The 19,554-nt window shown below is 41.4% G+C and carries 20 protein-coding genes; 9 read left to right on the forward strand and 11 right to left on the reverse strand.

Translation table 11 applies throughout. From position 1 onward, the window contains the following. The first annotated feature begins 262 nt into the window (after positions 1-262). The 5 genes from R8O70_RS16175 (at position 263) to R8O70_RS16195 (ending at position 5,031) form a co-directional block, all read left to right on the forward strand. Positions 263-526: a major coat protein gene (locus tag R8O70_RS16175; RefSeq protein WP_169644008.1), complete on the forward strand. Its 264-nt coding sequence runs from the start codon at positions 263-265 to the stop codon at positions 524-526. A gap of 77 nt (positions 527-603) precedes the next feature. Continuing rightward, on the forward strand, positions 604-2,229 hold the full coding sequence (locus tag R8O70_RS16180; RefSeq protein WP_318184259.1) for a methyl-accepting chemotaxis protein: 1,626 nt from the start codon (positions 604-606) through the stop codon (positions 2,227-2,229). Continuing rightward, positions 2,229-2,588, forward strand: coding sequence for a DUF5455 family protein (locus R8O70_RS16185; RefSeq protein ID WP_024701224.1), 360 nt, complete (start codon positions 2,229-2,231; stop codon positions 2,586-2,588). The genes R8O70_RS16180 and R8O70_RS16185 overlap by 1 nt, the downstream gene beginning before the upstream one ends. Continuing rightward, positions 2,588-3,661, forward strand: coding sequence for a zonular occludens toxin domain-containing protein (locus R8O70_RS16190; protein WP_318184260.1), 1,074 nt, complete (start codon positions 2,588-2,590; stop codon positions 3,659-3,661). The genes R8O70_RS16185 and R8O70_RS16190 overlap by 1 nt, the downstream gene beginning before the upstream one ends. A gap of 17 nt (positions 3,662-3,678) precedes the next feature. Continuing rightward, entirely contained in the window at positions 3,679-5,031 is a 1,353-nt protein-coding gene (locus tag R8O70_RS16195) for a secretin N-terminal domain-containing protein (protein WP_318184261.1), read from the forward strand. Between the two features lie 39 nt (positions 5,032-5,070). Here R8O70_RS16195 and R8O70_RS16200 read toward each other — a convergent pair whose 3' ends face one another. Further along, on the reverse strand, positions 5,071-5,697 hold the full coding sequence (locus R8O70_RS16200) for a DUF2726 domain-containing protein (RefSeq protein WP_318184262.1): 627 nt from the start codon (positions 5,695-5,697) through the stop codon (positions 5,071-5,073). A 200-nt stretch (positions 5,698-5,897) separates the two neighbouring features. Here R8O70_RS16200 and R8O70_RS16205 point away from each other — a divergent pair, with 200 nt between their 5' ends. Further along, positions 5,898-7,295 (forward strand): AAA family ATPase, encoded by a 1,398-nt coding sequence (locus R8O70_RS16205; protein WP_318184263.1) that lies wholly within the window; start codon positions 5,898-5,900, stop codon positions 7,293-7,295. A gap of 4 nt (positions 7,296-7,299) precedes the next feature. After that, positions 7,300-7,845 carry a hypothetical protein gene (locus R8O70_RS16210; RefSeq protein ID WP_318184264.1) on the forward strand — a complete coding sequence of 182 codons (546 nt, stop codon included), beginning with the start codon at positions 7,300-7,302 and terminating at the stop codon, positions 7,843-7,845. A 75-nt stretch (positions 7,846-7,920) separates the two neighbouring features. On the opposite strand, the gene R8O70_RS16215 is transcribed toward R8O70_RS16210, so the two are convergent. Further along, on the reverse strand, positions 7,921-8,286 hold the full coding sequence (locus R8O70_RS16215) for a regulator (protein WP_318184265.1): 366 nt from the start codon (positions 8,284-8,286) through the stop codon (positions 7,921-7,923). A gap of 119 nt (positions 8,287-8,405) precedes the next feature. Further along, on the reverse strand, positions 8,406-8,558 hold the full coding sequence (locus tag R8O70_RS16220) for a hypothetical protein (RefSeq protein ID WP_258625149.1): 153 nt from the start codon (positions 8,556-8,558) through the stop codon (positions 8,406-8,408). 680 nt (positions 8,559-9,238) lie between these two features. Between R8O70_RS16220 and R8O70_RS16225 the strand changes: the two genes are divergently transcribed. Beyond that, positions 9,239-10,078 carry a LysR family transcriptional regulator gene (locus tag R8O70_RS16225; protein WP_053349988.1) on the forward strand — a complete coding sequence of 280 codons (840 nt, stop codon included), beginning with the start codon at positions 9,239-9,241 and terminating at the stop codon, positions 10,076-10,078. Positions 10,079-10,374: 296 nt separating this feature from the next. Next, positions 10,375-10,587, forward strand: a complete 213-nt coding sequence (locus tag R8O70_RS16230; protein ID WP_005376260.1) for a hypothetical protein — start codon at positions 10,375-10,377, stop codon at positions 10,585-10,587. Positions 10,588-10,677: 90 nt separating this feature from the next. Here the strand turns inward: R8O70_RS16230 and R8O70_RS16235 are convergent, their stop codons facing one another. The 8 genes from R8O70_RS16235 to R8O70_RS16270 all read right to left on the reverse strand — a co-directional run bounded on the left by R8O70_RS16235 (position 10,678) and on the right by R8O70_RS16270 (position 19,402). Continuing rightward, on the reverse strand, positions 10,678-11,067 hold the full coding sequence (locus R8O70_RS16235) for a universal stress protein (protein WP_017634770.1): 390 nt from the start codon (positions 11,065-11,067) through the stop codon (positions 10,678-10,680). 873 nt (positions 11,068-11,940) lie between these two features. Beyond that, positions 11,941-12,102, reverse strand: a complete 162-nt coding sequence (locus R8O70_RS16240; protein WP_005376257.1) for a YoaH family protein — start codon at positions 12,100-12,102, stop codon at positions 11,941-11,943. Between the two features lie 41 nt (positions 12,103-12,143). Further along, the gene (locus R8O70_RS16245; protein ID WP_005388052.1) at positions 12,144-13,265 is read right to left on the reverse strand and encodes a conjugal transfer protein TraF; all 1,122 of its coding nucleotides are present in this window, start codon (positions 13,263-13,265) and stop codon (positions 12,144-12,146) included. A gap of 60 nt (positions 13,266-13,325) precedes the next feature. Further along, positions 13,326-14,207, reverse strand: a complete 882-nt coding sequence (locus R8O70_RS16250) for a DUF2861 family protein (RefSeq protein ID WP_005388048.1) — start codon at positions 14,205-14,207, stop codon at positions 13,326-13,328. A gap of 6 nt (positions 14,208-14,213) precedes the next feature. Next, positions 14,214-14,876, reverse strand: a complete 663-nt coding sequence (gene vxrB, locus R8O70_RS16255) for a response regulator transcription factor VxrB (RefSeq protein WP_005376251.1) — start codon at positions 14,874-14,876, stop codon at positions 14,214-14,216. Then, positions 14,851-16,305 carry a sensor histidine kinase VxrA gene (gene vxrA / locus R8O70_RS16260; protein WP_025767766.1) on the reverse strand — a complete coding sequence of 485 codons (1,455 nt, stop codon included), beginning with the start codon at positions 16,303-16,305 and terminating at the stop codon, positions 14,851-14,853. The genes vxrB and vxrA overlap by 26 nt, the downstream gene beginning before the upstream one ends. A gap of 155 nt (positions 16,306-16,460) precedes the next feature. Further along, complete coding sequence (pntB, locus tag R8O70_RS16265) at positions 16,461-17,837, reverse strand: Re/Si-specific NAD(P)(+) transhydrogenase subunit beta (protein ID WP_005376248.1); 1,377 nt, start codon at positions 17,835-17,837, stop codon at positions 16,461-16,463. Between the two features lie 8 nt (positions 17,838-17,845). Continuing rightward, complete coding sequence (locus R8O70_RS16270; protein WP_054575447.1) at positions 17,846-19,402, reverse strand: Re/Si-specific NAD(P)(+) transhydrogenase subunit alpha; 1,557 nt, start codon at positions 19,400-19,402, stop codon at positions 17,846-17,848. Positions 19,403-19,554 lie beyond the last annotated feature (152 nt).

The raw sequence follows: 19,554 nt of genomic DNA on the forward strand, positions 1-19,554 counted from the left end.
ATCATGACCGAGACGCAATTTGCAGAGCTAATGGCTCGACTCGATAACTTTCAGTTAATGGTGTTCTTAGGCATTTGCTTCTTGTTAGTTGCGCTCGGTTGGATAGTCGGAGGACAAAGATAAATGCTGTCAATAGAGTTCATGCTCGGCTGTTTTGGGGCAGCATTTATCCTTGGCTTCTCGATTGGTTTCCACATTCTCGGATTCAAGAAAGCGGCTGAGGTTTCAACTTCTTCATAAACAACACATAGGAAATAAGACTATGGAAAAGCAAAGCAAAGTACGCGCAGCAATGGCTAAGTCTGGCGCAGTAGTAACAGCAAAACGTGCGACATTTGGTGGTGCACTTCTTATGGCGGCATCTGGTGCACATGCAGCATTGCCAGATCAGGCAGCGCAAGCATTCGCTGATTTAAGCACGTATGTTACTGACATGCTCGCCTCTACTTGGACCATCGCTGTTCCACTAACGGTTGGTTTCATTGGCATCAAGCTATTCAAGAAAGGTGCAAACAAAGCAACGTAATTCTAACGACTGCTTTATACACCCATTGGTCAACGCCTCCGAATGGGGGCGTTATTTTTCACGAGGAAGATTTACAAATGAACATTAAACAAAGCATAGCGTCACTGATTATTTTACTGGGTGTTTTGTTTAGTGCTTTTAATGTAAGTGCTGCTCAACCTACTTACGCTGTGAGGGATGTTATCGCTTATCCCGACTGCAAACTGTCTAGGGGGATGAGAGTTAATCCTTATTCTTATGTCTCTTGTTATGAAAATAAGTTTGTTCGATACAAAGACTTCTCTACTAAGTCATGTTACATGGATAGCGATGAGTTCGGCTTACGTATAATGTGTAATACCGACAGCTCTTCTTTCCCGAAAATTCAAACTGTATGGTTCCGTCATGATACTGCTAAGTGTCCAGCAGACCATGAAAAAGTAAAAGACGGTGATGGTTACACCTGTGAACCTATCGTTCCTGCGTGTGAGTTTGGTGAAAACCCTGACGGCACTTGTATGGATGCTTGCCAGTTCAAGCAATCCATCAATGACACTCAATCACTTCATTGGTCGGCTTATGTTTATGGTGAGCAAGTCACGGGGGCATGTTATGGCGATTTTGGCGCAACCCGTTGTGAGCTTGAGCGTATTCCAAATGACACTACGCTTTGTACCGATGTAGATTCGGGCGAATTTACCCAAAACACTCGCTGTCACGGTAAGTTTCAATTCACTGGTAATCAGTGTGATGGTGGTACGCTGTTTTGGGGTAAAGATGGTCCTGACACCCCTATTATTCCTGATGACCCGATTCACGACCCTGACGACCCAACGGGTGATATCGAAGACCCTAGCGTGCTCCCTGACGATTCAACCAATACAGTGTATCCACCGGATACCGAAGATGAGCCAGAAGTTGAAGACCCTGACACAGATGAAAACACTGACACGGCAGTAGTTGGTGCAATCAAAGGGCTTAATTCGGATGTGAACAAAGCACTCAACGCGCTAAATGTCGACCTCAATCAATCGAGCGCTGATATTCAAAACCAAATCATTGCGCTTAATGCGTCGATGGTGACTAACACCCAAGCGATTCAAAAGCAGCAAATCAACGACAACAAGATTTACGAAAACACTAAGGCGCTGATTCAGCAAGCTAACGGTGACATCACGACAGCGGTCAATCGAAACACCAATTCTGTTGGTGAGGTGGTTAAGGGACTCGATGATTTGCAAACCACGAATGCTGATGGATTTGCAGAGCTATCGGATAAGCTCGACGAACTCAAGCCTTGTGAGCCCACCAAGGAAAACAACTATTGTGAAAACCCTCATGGTTTAGGTTCGGATTATGTCGGTGATGTGCTGACTCAAGCGGATAAAGCCGTGTCCGGTGCGATGAATTCCTATGAAAAGACCGTGACCGATGCGGCTAACGATTTGATTGAGAAGAATCTGACGGCGGAATCTGAGGGGCATATTAATGCTATATCGGATTCGTTTTTGAGTGTATTACCTAAGCCTACGCCCTGCATGAATCTATCTTTGCCTAAGCTTGGCGGTGGTCGCGCTTCTATCTCTTGTGAGTTTTCGCAGAAACTCAAAATGATCATCTCAATTTTGATTTACATCTACACGATTAAGACGCTTGTTGAAATCCTGCTGACTGAGGTCACGCCTGTACCAAGTAACAAGCCAGGTTCGGGGAGATATTACTAATGATTCAGCTATTACCAATTGTCAGTACCATTGGGACGGCGCTGCGCCTCCCTGCTCTGGTTGCCTTTATCTCTCAGATAGCGACCACGTTATTTGGTTGGTTCTTCATTGCGAAAGCACGAAACGTCACGATTAACTTGGTCATTTTAACGCTGCTAATCGGCTTGACCGTCACCCTCACCTTGGCAATTTATACCCTTGCAACGGGTCTGTCTTATGTTGCGCCTCCAATGTGGTCTCAAGCAGCGGGTATGTTCATCCCTAATAACGCCGTGCCTTGTGTGAGTGCGATTTACTCTGCGCGTCTGCTGCGTTGGGTGTGGGAGTGGAAGTTCTACGCGATTGTGAGGGCTGCGTAATGGCATCTGTCTACTTTGTCACGGGTAAGCTCGGCTCAGGTAAAACACTAACGGCAGTCGGTAAGATTCGCGAGGCATTTATGCGCGGTGTGCCTGTGGCGACAAACCTCGATATCAACTTGAAAGAAATGTTTGGACGCGATAAGCGCAACACTCGCCTTTATCGCTTACCGGACAAGCCTCAAGTGGAAGATTTGATGGTGATTGGTTCGGCAAACAAAAGCTATGACACCAAAAAAGACGGCTTGATTGTCCTCGATGAGTGCGGAACGTGGTTTAACTCGCGCACATGGAACGACAAGAATCGACAAAAGTTAATTGATCACCTTTTGCATATTCGAAAGCTTGGATGGGATGTCATTTTCATCGTTCAAGACATTTCGATTGTTGATAAACAAGCGCGTCTCGCACTTGCTGAACACACCGTATTTTGTCGCCGCTTAGACCGTCTTCAAGTCCCTATCATCTCGACGGCGGTATCCGTTCTGACGCTCGGTCAACTCAAGTTGAAAATGCCTAAGCTGCACGTTGGCATCGTGAAATATGGTGACAACGCGAACTCGCTTACCGTCGATAAATGGATGCTCTGGGGCACGGACTTATACAGCTCTTACGACACTAAGCAGATGTTTAGAAACAACTATGAGGACGGCGTTTATTCAGTATTGCCGCCCTACTATACCCACGGACGTTACACTGTCCCGTATACGTTGAGAAATATCATGCGCATTACGAAAATATATCTCCGTAAATACTCCCGATTCAGTGTGTTTGCGGCAGGTGTCGCCGTCTCATTTGCGGTGTTCACCTTAGTTGGCACGCCGAACATGTCGACGGAACCCGAAACGGCTCAAACGGCGGTGCCTCGCGAGTCATTGAGTGACTTGCTCGACGGCTATCGAATCGAATCGTCAATGAATCCCCCAAACGTTGCCCCGTCTTTTGTGCTGGTTAAGGACGATGTGCGTCTGTCGTCGTCGCAACTATACGCAAAAGGCTTTACGGCTCAATCTAACGGCTCTTGCTCCATTACGGTGAGTGGCAACGGTCAATTATTCAAAGTCATGTGCTAGGGAAAAAGGTGCGCTTTATGTCATGGATAATCGCAAAACTCACAGCTTTTCTTTCAGAAATACAAAAAGAATTTTATTGCGCCGGAGGCTCACTGTTTGCGCGCTCATTACTTATCATGCGCTGTGGTAAAGTTGAGAAACAAACAACGGCTTGTTCCAACTTTTCCACATCAAGCATTACCACTTTACTGCTTACGTGCGCCCTGCTCAGCTCGCCTTCTTTTGCCGCAAGCTCTGCGCCTTTTGAGGCAAAGAACACACCGATTGGAGACTTTGCATCGTGGTTCTCGGTTCACACTGGAAACACAGTTGTGCTCGGTCATGGTGTCACTGGTGAGGTCAGCTTTACCGCACCGGATTTGAAAGATGAGGACTATCCAGCCTTTTTCCTTTCGGTACTTCGTGCGCACGGCTACGAGCTTACACACGACCACGGCGTTTTTACCATCATTGCCGACGCGAACAAGGTGGAAGCGTTCGAACCCTCTCAGGTGAAGCTGTACTTCTTTGAGAATGTTCGAAATACCAAGGTCGTTGACTTAATTTCCTCGATGCTTGCTGCAACGCAGAATCAAACACTGAACAATAAAGCGATTAAGAATTACAAGGTTGAGGTACTTCCGACCACAAACAGCATTATCGTGACTGGCTCTGAAAACCAATTGAAGCACATTGATGTGCTCATCAAAGGGATTGATAGACCACAAAAGCAAGTCTTTATTGAGGCGGTGATTACCGAAACTGAGCTCGGTGATTCTCAGGAAGTCGGTGTAAATATGGACTTAGCACTGAGTGAGGCTGGCTTTGTTTCGCAGCCTACCGCAATTAAGAAAGCCGTTGATAACCTGTTGTTCTATGAGGGCGGTGATTTCAATGCACTTATCAAAGCTGTATCAAAGAATCAGAATACCAAGCTCTTATCACGTCCAAATATGTTCATTATGGACAGGGAGCGCGGTTACATCACGGTTGGTCAGAACGTGCCGTTCCTCACTTCGTCTGAGGTAACTGACGGCGGTAATCGAGTCCAGCAAATTGAGCGTAAGGATGTGGGCGTGTCACTTGAGGTAGTGCCTCATGTGATTGGTGATCATGTTGTGCTTCAGATAATGCAAAAATCCGACTCGGTGACGGATTCCTCTATAGCATCCGACATCATTACCAATACGCGAACACTTCAAACGGTGGTCAAGGTCAAAGACCGCCAAACGATCTCTTTAGGGGGCTTGATTTCCCAAGAGCAGCGCGATTCAGTAAGCGGTGTGCCTGTCTTGATGGATGTGCCTTTGCTTGGTGCTCTATTCCGGTCAGAAAAGACCAATACGGTAGATAAAGAACTTAAAGTAACGATAAGAACCACGATACTTTGAGTTAAAAGAAAAGCCGAACAATTGTTGTTCGGCTCTGCTTTAGCTGTACTGTAATGCGTTTTCCAATTCTCTACACTTTATTATCGTGTCACGTTCTAACACGGTTGCGATATGTGTTTTGTCATAAGAGCTTCTAGCTTCAAACCGAAGCAACGGATGGTGTCCGTTAAGTGCATTGTTTACGTATATATCTCGTTCTTGTCTCTTCTTCTGCCTATGAGATGAGTCATCCAGCTCGATGACCGCCAAGACTTTTGTGTCTCTATCCGTTATCACGTAGTCCATTCTTTTAGCCCAAGTTCGAGAGTTATCTTTAAAATTGGTCGGTTGAACCAACGCCATCAATGAAACTTGGCTATGAATCACGTATTCATCAGGTATAAGCTCCTGCAACACCCTATAGAATCTGCGCTCTGTCTTGGTGGCCAAGTATGTACTTTTCTTGTGAGGTACAGAATTAGCCTTATTGCCAGTATTCGGCAGTGCTACTTCGACTATCTTTGGGGGCTTTTCTACAGCTTTTGGTTCAAAAGAATGTATGCTGTTCGGTCTTCTAACCGATGCACCTTGTTCCCATTCATTAAGCCTACGTTTAGGCTTCTTACCCTTCTTTGTGAATAGATACACAATACACGCTAAGGATATAAGTATCAGTAATTCAGGCACTTTATGTTTCCCTCCTCATAAAATAAGCGCATGGTAGCATATCTGTTTTGTTTGAGGTGCTATTGAGATCAGCTTTTATGCCCTTTCGTATCTTACTATTGGGGGGAAAATCCACCTAAATCATTTATATAAGAATAGAAATCTTTTTTCTCTATGCACTAAATGATAAAGTTGAAAAAAAATACAGACGAGAAATATCCATGAGTTACGAAGTTGAAGTGAAGAATCTAGGAAAAATTGTGGAAGGTCGCTTCAAAGTGTCAGACTTGACAGTTATCACTGGCCCTAACGGCACTGGCAAGAGCTTCTTTACAAAGTTTATGTACTCTATACTTACTACTGCGGAAAATTTTAGCCTTTGGGTTCGTACTCGTCAGCTACTGTCGGGGTTAGATAATCGCTTTAGTACCATTTTGGAGTTTCCTGAAGAAAGTAGAACAACAGATATAAAAAAGCTACTAGAGCTTCAGGATATGGTTAATGTAATTTTTGAAAATTACTATACAGTAGAAAATAAACCCAAAAATTTTGATGATGAATTACAACTTATAGGCTTAATTCATCCTGAGTCAGTTAAGGTGACAGAATTTGCTGAAACATTCTTAAGTAATGAAATTAAAGTGGGCTCAGAAGCTTATCATTCTTTGAGTCATATAGAGCAATTAGAGTTAACAACTCGTGCAGCTATTTGTTCATCACTGAGTGGTTTAACTTTATATACTAGCACTAGTCATAGACAAGCTGCTTATGATTATTTCTTGGGTGGAGGTATATCTAAAGAACTTAAAGATAACTTTCAAGTTTCGAACTTAAATGAAATTATTCGTCATAATGCAGAAGGTATTTATTTTACACTCGACAACTCCTTAAGCTTAAAAGTTGATAGAGACGGAGAGGTGATGGTAAATACTGATGGATGTTCTGACTTGATATCTTTATTACGCTCTAAACCAAACTCTGTGTTTTTTGAGTCCCCTTTGTACTGGCGACTTCGTGATGTATTAAATGATGCAAAAATTAACTCCGATGAAGGTTTTTTATCTGGTGTCCCTAAGTACTTCTTTGATTTAGATAGAGCTCTTAGACAAAAAAGTAGAGATGGCAACCAATTTGATATACTACATGAGAAAATTAGTAATAAAATTGGTGGAGAGTTTGAGGTTAAAGGTACAGACTTAATTTTTAAATTAAACGATGGCCAAGAGATCTCCAAAAACCTAGTATCTTTTGGTATGACCAACTTTGGTATGCTGAATGCTTTAATCAAGAACAATGTTATCCGCTCTGGTAGTTTTGTGTTTATTGATGAACCTGAAACGAATCTACATCCAGATTGGCAAGTAGAAATCATTAAAACTTTAGTAGAGCTATCTAATGCTGGGGTTAAAATAGTTTTAAATACACATAGTATAGAAATATTGAAATTCATAGAGACTACGTTCTCTTCATTCGATTCCTTAGATGAAAGATTAGCGATAAACTTTTTGGATATTGATGGTAGAACCATTGATTTTGAAGATGAAAACCCTCTCAATAATATTAAAGAATCGAGAGAGATTTTAAGTTCTACTTATTTTGATTTGTATATGCGTGGTTAACCTAATGGCTGTTGTGAATGAATTTATAGAGGTGATCGCTCATAAGGCTTCAGAAGGACAACAGGAAGCAGAAGCCTCAGAAAAACTAGGCGTTAAACTAGATGGTAAAGATGGTATTTCTGTTGCTGTTGGGTTTAGAGAAAATGAGTTAAGTAAAGCTGATTATATATCCATAGATAATGATGTTATAAAAATACTCGAGTTGTCAGATTTAAGAGATAAGCTTAAAGAGTGTTTTGATAAGCTTCAAGAATTGAAAATGCAGTATATGGTTGAACATAATTGCAACTTCGTTCCTAACAGTAAAGTTAGAAAGTTAAATAAGGTAGCTTATGAACCAATAAAATCAGAGTTGGCTCAAAAGTGGTCGGGGTCAATAGCAACTTGCGAGCGCTTAATTAGGTTAGAAAGTATTGAAACTAATAATCCAAAGTACAAGTACACTCTTGTATGTCCAAACGGAACTGACTTGAGGGCGGCGGATCATGTTAAGACGATGATGCAAGGAATGTGCGGTGAGTTCAATATTATTAACACAGAACACCTATAACTAAATATAAACTAATTACGTTAAAGCCGGACTATACAATGAGTTCGGCTTTAATTATTGTTTTACGGTTGCAAACTACATCATTTTTTTTAATGCTCTAGCATATTTCAGCACTTTCCCTGCTGCTTCTAAATCAGTTAATGCTCCAATTTCTAACAAAGCTATTCCTGTCAAAATCTGCTGAGCCGTTACCAGCTGCCCTGTTGGAAGTTCTAATCTATCGTAATGCATTTTGAAATGCTCCCATTGTTCAGATGGGCTTAGCTCCCTTCCCTTTGTCATTCTCATCAGCCGTTTACACTCAGGAGGAATGGTTTTCCCCTTATCCCATTCTTTGACTGTTCTCACAGTTTTTAAACAAAGTTCAGCAGCTTGTTTGACGGATAAACCACATTCAAATTCACGAAAAATATAGTTTTTAGTCATTTCGTGATACTTCATTGAATAGTCCCTCAAAAGAGAGACATTTTATAGGACTAGCATATGCAATCGCATTCAACATAAGCAGATATAATACGAACTTAAGGGTTAGAAGATTAGCATTGGTGAAGTCAGTTTAGTTACACCGTATTTGGCTGTTGCTGCTTTGCAAGCTTCATCAGCTGTCTTGTATGGGCCATGAACTTCGATTCCACCACAGCGACCACTTGAACTGTATCTTTGGTTACGTTCAACACTGTACACGTTAGTTCTGCATCTTGCTCATTCAACATGAGTCAACATGGACACGCATTTGCTTAACCCAAACGTGTAAGTACTACATTAGTTTTATAGGAACAAGGAATCTAACAGATGTAAACTCTCTACTTTTCAATCTATACCTAGATCTTTCTTCATATATTCACTCAACTCGTTAGTGGTTCTTACATTAATCTTATGTTTGCAATGATGGATTCTCAGCTCTTCACCAAATAATTTTACTAGTGATTTGGTATACAAAGTACTAATATTATTTATTATTCTATACAATGTATCTTTCTGATAAACAGATCTTTTCGAATTTTGTATTGCAGTCTTCATATTTTAATATCCTTACACGTTTAACTTTATAATTTAAAAAATCAATTTCAACTTTTATTATTACTTTTTCCGATATGTAATGAGTCATTATCAATGATGCACAATCAACAATTAAATCACCCGAATCCAACTTAGTAATTTCACGAGACAAATTCTTTATTTTTAAATCTTTATTTTCTATATTTAATCCGATTTAGTTAATTTCTTCAGGATATCGGTTTAACTTAATATCCAATATAGTTTTATTAAGATAGTAGTCTGCCATTATTTCATGGCGGCTTTTAAATATCATTGTCCCCCTCCGATGATGCAAGTTATACTTTCCCACCAGTTAAAAGACAACGTGACTCAGAGTTGCAAAAAGGTAACAATCATGGAATTGATGAACAATGAGCTGATCTGCTTTGCAGCCATTTGTAAACACCTCTCTCTTACAGAGGCATCAAAAGAACTTGGAAAGTCTAAAGCTCAAGTCAGCAGGCAGCTAGCAGCATTAGAAAAACAACTTGGCGTAACACTCGTCCACAGAACAACAAGGAAACTCGTTTTAACTGATCATGGCGAAAGCATTAGAGAGCTTGCTATCAAGACGTTAGAGAGTTTGCACGAGTTAAATTACAGAGCTAGCTCGTTAAGTGAATGCATTGATGGAAAGTTTAAAATCACAATGCCCAACTCTATAGCCTCTTCTATTTTTGGTTCTGTTCTTAAAGACTTAAAAGAACGATATCCAAAAGTTGATTTTGAAATATCGTCAAGTAACAATGTAGAAAATTTATTAGAAAGCAACGTAGATTTAGCGATTAGGCTTAATAATGTTATTGATGACACTCTTATTGCACATAAAATTGGTGATTATAGTGATGTTTTGATATCTAGGGTAAGTAATGCTAACAACAAAACACTATTAATCTACAAACATCATTCGAATAAGGAATCAATTAAAAATCAATATACTGATGTTATCGAAGTTGATAACACCTCTATTTTAATAAACTTTGTTTCTGAGGGAGTTGGGGTTGGTGTCATTCCAAACTATCTTATTAAAAGTAACTATATAGACAAAAACATCCGAATATCGCAAACTTTTGATATAGAACGTTCCATGTATATTGCCTACCCTTATCAAAACCCTTTGCCAAGAAAGCTAGCTGAGATATCTACTTTTATTAGGTCTGAGTTATCACAAGTATTGAAGAGTGAGTCATTTTAGGGCGGTTGTTCAGATTTAGAATTTTGCGTTGTCTACTCAACTAGGCCTAACGCTAATCTTTGTAACATATTGTTTCGGCGGTATTTATTAACACCACCATCTTTATGCTTGCTATCACAATGTGAGATGCTCTGCCGTCTTGTTATCAAGGTTTTGCGTGGAATAAATCACGTGGGGTAAACGATAGATTGACTTACATTAAAATTTTCATCAAAAGCAACTTTATATAAAATTGATTTCATACCAATCTATGTGTATCTTCTACCCATATCCCCACAATAACCAAGGAGAATGCCATGGATAAGCTACTCGCGTCTGCATTAGAAATTAAGCAGCGAACTATGGTGACTGGCTTTTTTGCTAGAAATGGATTCAAAATCGCTATGACCGATTTTGATGATGTCACTTTTGAGCGAGAAGGCGTGCAAGTTAACGTACATTTTGATCTGCAGTCAAACGCGGAGTCTGCATCTGTTTTATCTCATGAGGCATCAATCATTCCTGGCTAAAAACTTTTATTATCACCGATACACCAAGCCGAACATAAACGTTCGGCTTTTTAGTGACAAAAAATGATGAGTGCGAACAAGAGTTGTCGATCACTCGTCTAAATAGACGATTAATAAATCAGCTTCAACTTCGTTCACAACCTTTGGTATCGATGAAAAAAAGCGACTCAATAAGTTGTGATGATGACCACAGACAACTAAATCTATCCCCTCTTTTTTGACGATTCCCGATAGTTTTATATGAAGATCGCCTATTACTACCATGGTCTCGTTGACTGGGTATAAGCATTTATCAGCGAGCTCTTGCAGCCTTCTTTCCAATTCTTGCTCTTCCTTCGCTTCCATGACTATGCGATCAACATCTACGTAAACAAATGAGAGTTTGCTGCTTGAGTTATCTGCTTGCATTATTGCTTTTTCGATAACGGCTTGGCTAGATTGAGATAAGTCGACAGCAACCAAAACGTGCTTATAACCCATCATTCCTCCCTAGGTTAGTTTTTGTTCTCATATTAAGCCTAGTCCACATAGAGCGAACACAACATCAAAACTACTGCTACATGATAGTTAAAGGAGTTTAGTGTAAAACAGGCAAATAGTTTTCATTGCAACCTTGTTGCTTCCTCTCATCCAAAGATCAACGATGTTTTTCCAATTTCTTCTCTAATTATCGGACTATTTAACATGAAGGATGTCAGAAAACATTACGTTGTAACACGCGTTACTACTCTTGATTTCTACTACTCTTGAGGTTTCATATTACCCACTTCAACGTCGCCTAGTTTAGTAAAACTACTTTAGATTAAGCATGCTCAATATGTAACGCTCCGCTCAAATCCAGGAGACGTATTTCGGCTAAAAAAGCAGCTCAATAAGATGAATTTCGCTTCATCTATTACATATGTCTGCGAGTGCTTACTGTTCTTATATCGCTTATTTAATAACTCTAGTTGAATTATCGTTATAAGTTACGGTGTCTCTTTTTTCTTTTTTAGCATAATCTTCTGCCTGAGAACGAGGCTCTCTTGGACTTTGTAATTAAATTACAAGATCAATCGCGACTAATATGGTTGGCAGATTAAAATACCGAGGTAAACAATTGATATAATTGAGTTTAATTTATAAGTTCTTTAAAAAACGCCTAACTACCTGCACTATGCAAACCAAGGTTAACATAATGAGGTAAAATTTTACTAACTCGCTATTTAGTCTTAAAGGCAATTGAACAAGATTAAAATCATATAGGTATAGTAAATTTGAGTTACAGCGTAACCAGGGTGGTGTTTGGGAATGTAAAGGAATAGAAAATAGAAAGGCAAAAAAAACAGGGCGTATGCCCTGTCCATGAATTGATTAGTTTTGTTGCTGTTGTTTTTCTGCGTACTCAGATCGAATCCGTTCGGCAACAATTTTGATAGCTTCTGCAGTACTTGTGCCCTTCGCCATCAATTCTTGAATTCTCTCTACAGCTTGTTGTTGCTCTTGGTGAGATAGAGGGGGTAAATCGTCAAACATAAAAAGCTCCTCATTTTGAGGAGCTGACTATAACGATTCAATCAATAGGTAGCAAGGAAATTAATGGATGCACCCATAGCGTTCTCGTTTGTGTACTGAGCTGCGATATCCAATTCGAACAACTTAAGTGGAGACAACCCGATACCAGCAGTAATGGTTCCTTCGTCATTACTTCGAGCTAAGTTCTTCATATACCCTGCCCGTAATGCCATTTGACGCAAAATATCAAATTCAATACCAGCTCGAATCATTTGCGTATTATCATCAAAGGATGAAAAACGTTTTTCTTCGTTAAGATCGTAGTCAACACTCATCGTAAAGTAATCGGCAACAATCCCTGCCCCAACGGTGTATACAGGACGCATGCTATATTCGTATGATTTTATCGTATCGCTGCCATATTGGAATGATTTTGTTTTAACGTCTCTTCCGATCAAATTTTTCGCTGAAATACCGAGACGATATGGGCCAAAGAACCAAAGTGCGCCGGCGTCTAAGTTAAACATCGTTTCCGCGGTCTCATTTTCACGTAAGTCTTTAGTATCAAAATTCTGAAAACTCGTGGCGTATGAGTATGTGTATATACGCTGAAGTTTAGGAGTAACACCAAAAGAAAGGTGTTGGTTCATGAAATTAGTGTATTTAGCAAGTGAAATACCAGCTTCAGCCACGCCAATAGAAACACCTTGTACATAGCTATCATCTAATGGATTAGTACCTGAGGTATCAACATTTGGTTGTACGAATGATTCAGTGTATAGCTTACCGTATGCAGTTGCAGATAAGAATTTGTTGGGAATACCAATGGCAACGACACCACCAAGATCAAAGTCTGTCTTTTTCCCATCGATAGCATCCATCGATTTTTTGATTTCATCGACGTCTGTCAATTTGCTGATGCGTTCGATCTCATCAACTAGATCATATTGATCATCGTAGCTGCCACCAAAACTTGGCACGATCATGCCTGCATCGTCATTTCGGCGATAAATCGCAGTAAGAGCAGGGTTGAAAAAAGGCGCAGTTAGATAAGTTGCTGATACGGTACCAACGCCACCCATTGCATCACTACGAGCCTCTATCGCATAAGTAGCAGCAGAAGCAGCATTAGCGAAAAGAATAGTAGCAACAGAAGTGGCAAGAATTTTATATTTGTTTTTCATACTACACTTGTGATTTTAGTTCGTCCTGAACCTTTATCGGCACAAGTAGTATTTCTTTAACTATTCTTCCTGGGAAAGATCATAGGTTCGGCTAATAGTTTGAGCCTGCTCAACAATTATATCGCCCTGCCAACGGCGACTATTGATACTTACCGCCAATACGTATCTATCGTTTGGGACACCCGCTAGCTCCAATGAATTTGGATAGTTAGACTCATAAGTCTTTTTCCACATTTGCTCGTACTGGCCATCAATGTAGTCATACAAACCAACTTCAAGTTGCGGTAATGGACAATGGGGATTACGAAGTGCGCTCTTTTCTACTTTCCAATTCTCTTTAGATGTCCAACGAACATATTGAGAAGAGTTTGAATCTCCAAGTATTACCCAAGTTCGATACTCTTGTTTATCAGTAGAAACAACGGTTAAGTGATATAAACCAGCTTCAAGTTTACCTGTTAAGTTATAGCGTTTCGAGTAACTACGCTCGTTGGCAAGTTCTGTCCCGTTCGGCTGTTGTTCATAGCTGAATGAACTGTCCGCGGATATAGAATCATCCACCCATCGATTAAATGAAATATTTTCGATGTCAGTTGTAGCTCTTAGCTTGATCACCAATCTAAATGTATCTCGCCCAGGGCTTTGAATAGTCTGACGAATAACGTTCACACCACTTATCCAATCAGGCAGCGTTACACCAGTGAGAGCCTTGCCACAGTTTTTAGATAGTGACTGACCAAGAAGATCATTAAGGTGAGGAGTCAAATCTTTACTTGGTTCCGTTTGCCAGAGTTCAACAAGAGAGTTGAACATACCCGCAAGATCATCTTCAAGTAAGTGTTGATGTGCCTGTGTTAAAGGCGTGTTAGTTTGAAACCAGTCCATCGCATGGACTGGTTTCACTAACGCTAATGAGACAACTACAGGGAGTAGTATTTTCATTACGACTTATGCTTTCATCTTGTAGCCAACACCACGAAGTGTTTCAATTTCCAGTCCTGGCAGTTTTTGACGAAGCTGTAATACATGTGTATCAACCGTACGTGTTGTCGGGAAGTGATTGTAACCCCAAACGTGGTCAAGTAGCTCATCACGAGTAAACACGCGACCTAAGTTTGACGCCAAAAATAGCAGCAAATCAAACTCTGTTCGAGTAAGCGTAATTAGCTCGTCTTTATAAGTCACTTCACGAGTCGAGCGGTCAATCTCTAAGTCTTTTGTAATCACTTTATCAGCGTTGCTTTGTTCTGCTGAATCCGGTGCTCGTAGCTGTGCACGGATTCTCGCAAAAAGCTCCGCTTCAGCAAAAGGCTTTGTTAAGTAGTCGTTCGCGCCGGAATCAAGGCCTGCAACTTTATCTTTTACGGTAACAAGTGCCGTTAACAAGATAACTGGTACGTCTTTAATCTGTTTCCATTCTGGGAGACATTGTACAGAGTCACCATCTGGGAGTTGGCGATCGAGAATTACCAAGTCAGCTTTTTTCCATTGTGGCTCTACGTCTGCAATACGCTCCACATGTAAACACTCATATCCTGCTTGTTCCAGGCTTACTAACAGGCCGTCAGCCAAGTTTTTATCGTCCTCAACGAGAAGCAGTGTCTGTTTCACAAGGTATCTCCAATATAAAAGTTGTAGGTGGTCCCATTAAGGACATTTTTCCGCCCATGCGGCCTACCATAGATTCAACGATTGTTAATCCAAGTCCTAACCCGCTCTTACTTACGAACGGTTTCTTCAAATTTGCCCAATCTTTAGCCGTTAGGCCTCCTGCATCTCGGACTTGGAATACTATTTTTTCTTCACTAGTTGAGACATCCAATTCAACCGGTGCGACACCGTACTTAAGCGCATTACGAAGCAAGTTATCGATACAAGTTCCTAACCAGTACACATTAACTTTAGCAGCCACATCTTCATTGATGTTAAAAAGCACGGCACTATCAAATTCTTCTTCGATCTTAAATTCTAACCAATCTGCAACGGATGGTACCCAGTCTGTTGCAAGCATTTGGTTATCAGATTGCAAATAATCTTTACTCGCTTCTGCCAATTGACGCAGGCGGCGCGTATCTTCACACAATCTGCGGAATTCGTCATACACACTTTCAGGCAAATGCTCGAACTCTCGACGAAAGCCCTCAACCGTTAGTGATAGAGATGCAATCGGTGTTCTGAGCTCATGCGTTAAAATTTGCAACACGAGCATTCTACTACGTAGTTCTTCTCGCTTGCTATTCCAACGGTATACCGCCCAACCAATCACCAAAAGAATATTGGCGATTACCAGTATGATCATACTGATCCGCAAAACTTGCGAGTGATCTTCTACATCCCAACAAATATTGCCTCGTTTAACAAAGCAACTTTTGCTTTGAGAGGCTAGAGCGTATGACAGACCCGCATTCGCTACGTTCTCTTGCCAGATATCTTTCTCGAAAACAAAGTAACGGTCACCACGTCTTAGCCAAAGTTCGTTACCTTCAATAAACATGCTCGCGCCTGCAATCAAAGCATTAATGGCGTCGTCATCCATGTTTTTCAAGCTTTCTAGCAACTCATCCCCTTCCTCGTTATCACGCTCTTTTATATGCATGTACTGAGATAGTTTGGGTTTGAGTTCTGGATACTTATCCACATAACGTGCCGCGTACGTCCCACCACCAGGGTGAATGAGACCACTACGCGAGAACCAACGAGGTGTCAGCTGCGTCCCTTTACAAATAGCTCTTGTAAATACTAAAGGCTCAGTAATTAAAGGACTTAATGGTAATTTGCCACGACAAGTATTCGCCAAGCTGTAAAGCTGTTGGATATCTTTTAACGGATAGTCAGACGTTTGCGGCAGAAGCGAATCTGGCGCAAGTAACTTGGTAGGATAATTTGATTGCAGAATACGAATATCGTACGACTTAAGAGCTACTTCATAGTTAAATAGCTCTGTAAACGTATCTATTCTTTCTGGTAGTGAATCGGAAAATGCAGGTGCCGAAAAAAGCGGCAATACAGTTGCAAAACCGAGCAAAAACTTTTTAATCAAACTGTTACCGTCACTTGTTACATTAGCCAAAACTATACATCAATCTACAAGCAATTGACATCAGCTAACAGAAGGATTTGCATTACTATAACATTGAAACGGAACAAAAAAGGGCCAGCGATTGCTGACCCTGTATAGTTTTAAATCAAGAATGGTTAAAGTGCTTTAAAAATAGACTCAACACTTTCTTTCGCATCACCAAATAGCATTGATGTATTTTCTTTGAAGAACAGTGGGTTCTGTACTCCTGCGTAACCAGTATTCATTGAGCGCTTGAATACCACTACGTTTTTCGCGTTCCATACCTCCAATACGGGCATACCAGCGATTGGGCTGTTCGGATCTTCCAGTGCGGCTGGGTTGACCGTATCGTTAGCACCGATAACCAATACGGTATCGGTTTCTGCAAAGTCATCATTGATTTCATCCATTTCAAGAACGATATCATACGGTACTTTTGCTTCAGCGAGTAACACATTCATATGCCCCGGTAGACGACCCGCTACTGGGTGAATCCCAAAGCGAACTTCAATACCTTGTGAACGAAGTACATCAGTAATTTCATGAACAGGGTATTGTGCCTGAGCTACTGCCATGCCATATCCTGGAGTGATGATTACTGATTTTGAGTTCTTCAACATCTCTGCAACTTCTTCAGCCGTTGTTTCACGATATTCGCCCTGCTCTTCGTCACCTGAAATCACTATCTCTTGACCAAAACCACCGGCAATAACACTGATAAACGAACGGTTCATTGCTTTACACATGATGTAAGAAAGAATCGCACCTGATGAACCTACCAAAGCACCTGTTACAATCAATAGATCATTTGCTAGCATGAAACCTGCTGCCGCTGCTGCCCAACCTGAGTATGAGTTCAACATAGAGACAACAACTGGCATATCAGCACCACCGATTGAAGCGACTAAATGGTAGCCGAATGCGAACGCGATCAAAGTCATCACAATAAGAGCGAACATGCTGCCATCTGCTTTTACGAAGTAGATCATAAGAAGCGTAGAAATAACAACCGCTGCGAGGTTCATTTTGTGCTTATGAGGCAGGTTAAGTGGCGACGAAGAAATCACACCACGCAGCTTACCAAATGCGACAATTGAACCGGTGAAAGTTACGGCACCGATGAACACACCCAAGAATACTTCTACAAGGTGGATAACATGCTCAGCATGTGTTGCTGCTTCTGGCGCATCTAGGTAACTGTTGTAGCCAACTAAAACCGCAGCTAAACCTACAAAGCTGTGTAGAATCGCAACCAGTTCTGGCATCTCGGTCATTTCTACTTTCTTCGCATAGAAAATACCGATCGCACCACCTATCGCCATCGCGATAATGATCCAACCAAAACCTTGCGCATCTGGGCTAAAGATCGTCGCTATCAGCGCGATCGTCATACCAGCGATACCGTAGTAGTTACCATTACGAGCAGACTCTTGCTTTGAAAGCCCCGCCAAACTCATGATGAAAAATAATGCAGCAACAATGTAAGCTGCTTGTACTAATCCTGCAGACATTGTGACTCCTATTTATCTTTGCGGAACATTTCAAGCATACGCTTGGTGACGGTGAAACCACCGAAGATATTGATACTCGCGATCAATACGGCAATAAAAGATAGGAATGAAACGACGCCATTACCTTGTCCAATTTGCAGTAATGCACCAACGACAATAATGCCAGAGATAGCATTCGTTACTGACATTAGTGGAGTATGAAGTGCATGGGTAACATTCCATACTACGTAGTATCCGACAACACACGCTAGAACAAATACAGTAAAGTGAGAAAGAAACGCTGCCGGAGCAACCGATGCAACCCATGCAAAGGCTCCAACAGCCGCTGCCACACCAATAATTTTCTTCGTTGGAGACGTAGGTTCTTCTACTTTAGGCTCTGGCTTCACAGGCTGTTCTTGTTTCACTTGCGGCTGAGCTGAAACCTGAATTGGTGGCGCTGGCCAAGTAACTTCACCTTCTTTCACCACGGTAACGCCACGGATAACAACATCTTCAAAATCAATATTGATGTTGCCATCTTTCTCTTTACACAGCAGTTTTAGAAGGTTAACAAGGTTTGTCGCGTAAAGCTGAGAAGATTGTGTTGGCAAACGACCAACCATGTCAGTGTAACCAACAATTTTTACGCCGTTATCCGTCATGATAACTTGGTCTTTCACTGTATATTCACAGTTACCGCCATTAGCAGCTGCCAAGTCGACAATTACACTGCCCGCTTTCATGCTGTCGACCATTTCTTTGGTGATCAACTTCGGCGCAGGTTTACCAGGGATGAGCGCGGTCGTAATAATGATATCAACATCTTTAGCTTGCTCTGCGTATAACTCTGCCGCTTTTTTGTTGAAGTCATCAGACATTTCTTTTGCGTAGCCATCCCCAGAGCCTGACTCTTCTTGAAAGTCAACGGTCAGGAACTCAGCGCCCATCGATTCAACTTGCTCTTTTACTTCTGGGCGAACGTCAAACGCACGGACAATAGCACCTAAGCTACCTGCAGCACCGATAGCCGCCAAGCCAGCGACGCCAGCACCCGCAACCAATACTTTCGCTGGAGGTACTTTACCGGCAGCCGTAATTTGACCTGTAAAGAAACGACCAAACTCATGAGCTGCCTCAACCACTGCACGATAACCAGCGATATTAGCCATCGAAGATAGCGCGTCTAAGGCTTGTGCTCGTGAGATACGAGGAACGGAATCCATGGCAAGAACGTTAATGTTCTTACTGGAAAGTTGTTCCATCAACTCAGCATTTTGAGCCGGCCAAATAAAGCTAACCAGTGTTGCTCCATCTTGCAGTAACGCAATTTCGTCAATGCCTTGCTCATCATCCACAATTGGCGCATTAACTTTTAAAATAAGGCCAGATGCCCAAACTTCTTCACTAGAAACGATTTTCGCACCAGCTGCTTCATAAGCGGCATCATCGAAACTCGCTAGCACCCCCGCTTGGGATTCAATCGCGACATCGAATCCCAATTTTATTAACTGCTCAACCGACTTCGGCGATGCAGCCACTCGCGATTCACCCGCGAGTATCTCTTTAGGTACACCGATTTGCAAAACGCATACTCCTTGTATACATATCAATAAATTAGTCCCAAAACAGAGCGTCGCTCTACTCTAATTCTTTTTTATTTCTATCTGTTTACCACGCAAGACAATTGCAAACGAAAGATGATGTTTGGGGACACCCATTTGCACAATAACACCTT

The organism is Vibrio sp. 779(2023) (assembly GCF_033344285.1).
Taxonomy (GTDB): Bacteria; Pseudomonadota; Gammaproteobacteria; order Enterobacterales; family Vibrionaceae; genus Vibrio; species Vibrio alginolyticus.

Excerpts from the sequence above, each read along its gene's own strand:
- R8O70_RS16175 (WP_169644008.1), top strand. The coding sequence starts at position 263 with ATGGAAAAGCAAAGCAAAGTACGCGCAGCAATGGCTAAGTCTGGCGCA.
- R8O70_RS16180 (WP_318184259.1), top strand. The coding sequence starts at position 604 with ATGAACATTAAACAAAGCATAGCGTCACTGATTATTTTACTGGGTGTT.
- R8O70_RS16185 (WP_024701224.1), top strand. The coding sequence starts at position 2,229 with ATGATTCAGCTATTACCAATTGTCAGTACCATTGGGACGGCGCTGCGC.
- R8O70_RS16190 (WP_318184260.1), top strand. The coding sequence starts at position 2,588 with ATGGCATCTGTCTACTTTGTCACGGGTAAGCTCGGCTCAGGTAAAACA.
- R8O70_RS16195 (WP_318184261.1), top strand. The coding sequence starts at position 3,679 with ATGTCATGGATAATCGCAAAACTCACAGCTTTTCTTTCAGAAATACAA.
- R8O70_RS16205 (WP_318184263.1), top strand. The coding sequence starts at position 5,898 with ATGAGTTACGAAGTTGAAGTGAAGAATCTAGGAAAAATTGTGGAAGGT.
- R8O70_RS16210 (WP_318184264.1), top strand. The coding sequence starts at position 7,300 with ATGGCTGTTGTGAATGAATTTATAGAGGTGATCGCTCATAAGGCTTCA.
- R8O70_RS16215 (WP_318184265.1), bottom strand. The coding sequence starts at position 8,286 with ATGAAGTATCACGAAATGACTAAAAACTATATTTTTCGTGAATTTGAA.
- R8O70_RS16220 (WP_258625149.1), bottom strand. The coding sequence starts at position 8,558 with ATGTTGAATGAGCAAGATGCAGAACTAACGTGTACAGTGTTGAACGTA.
- R8O70_RS16225 (WP_053349988.1), top strand. The coding sequence starts at position 9,239 with ATGGAATTGATGAACAATGAGCTGATCTGCTTTGCAGCCATTTGTAAA.
- R8O70_RS16230 (WP_005376260.1), top strand. The coding sequence starts at position 10,375 with ATGGATAAGCTACTCGCGTCTGCATTAGAAATTAAGCAGCGAACTATG.
- R8O70_RS16235 (WP_017634770.1), bottom strand. The coding sequence starts at position 11,067 with ATGGGTTATAAGCACGTTTTGGTTGCTGTCGACTTATCTCAATCTAGC.
- R8O70_RS16240 (WP_005376257.1), bottom strand. The coding sequence starts at position 12,102 with ATGTTTGACGATTTACCCCCTCTATCTCACCAAGAGCAACAACAAGCT.
- R8O70_RS16245 (WP_005388052.1), bottom strand. The coding sequence starts at position 13,265 with ATGAAAAACAAATATAAAATTCTTGCCACTTCTGTTGCTACTATTCTT.
- R8O70_RS16250 (WP_005388048.1), bottom strand. The coding sequence starts at position 14,207 with ATGAAAATACTACTCCCTGTAGTTGTCTCATTAGCGTTAGTGAAACCA.
- pntB (WP_005376248.1), bottom strand. The coding sequence starts at position 17,837 with ATGTCTGCAGGATTAGTACAAGCAGCTTACATTGTTGCTGCATTATTT.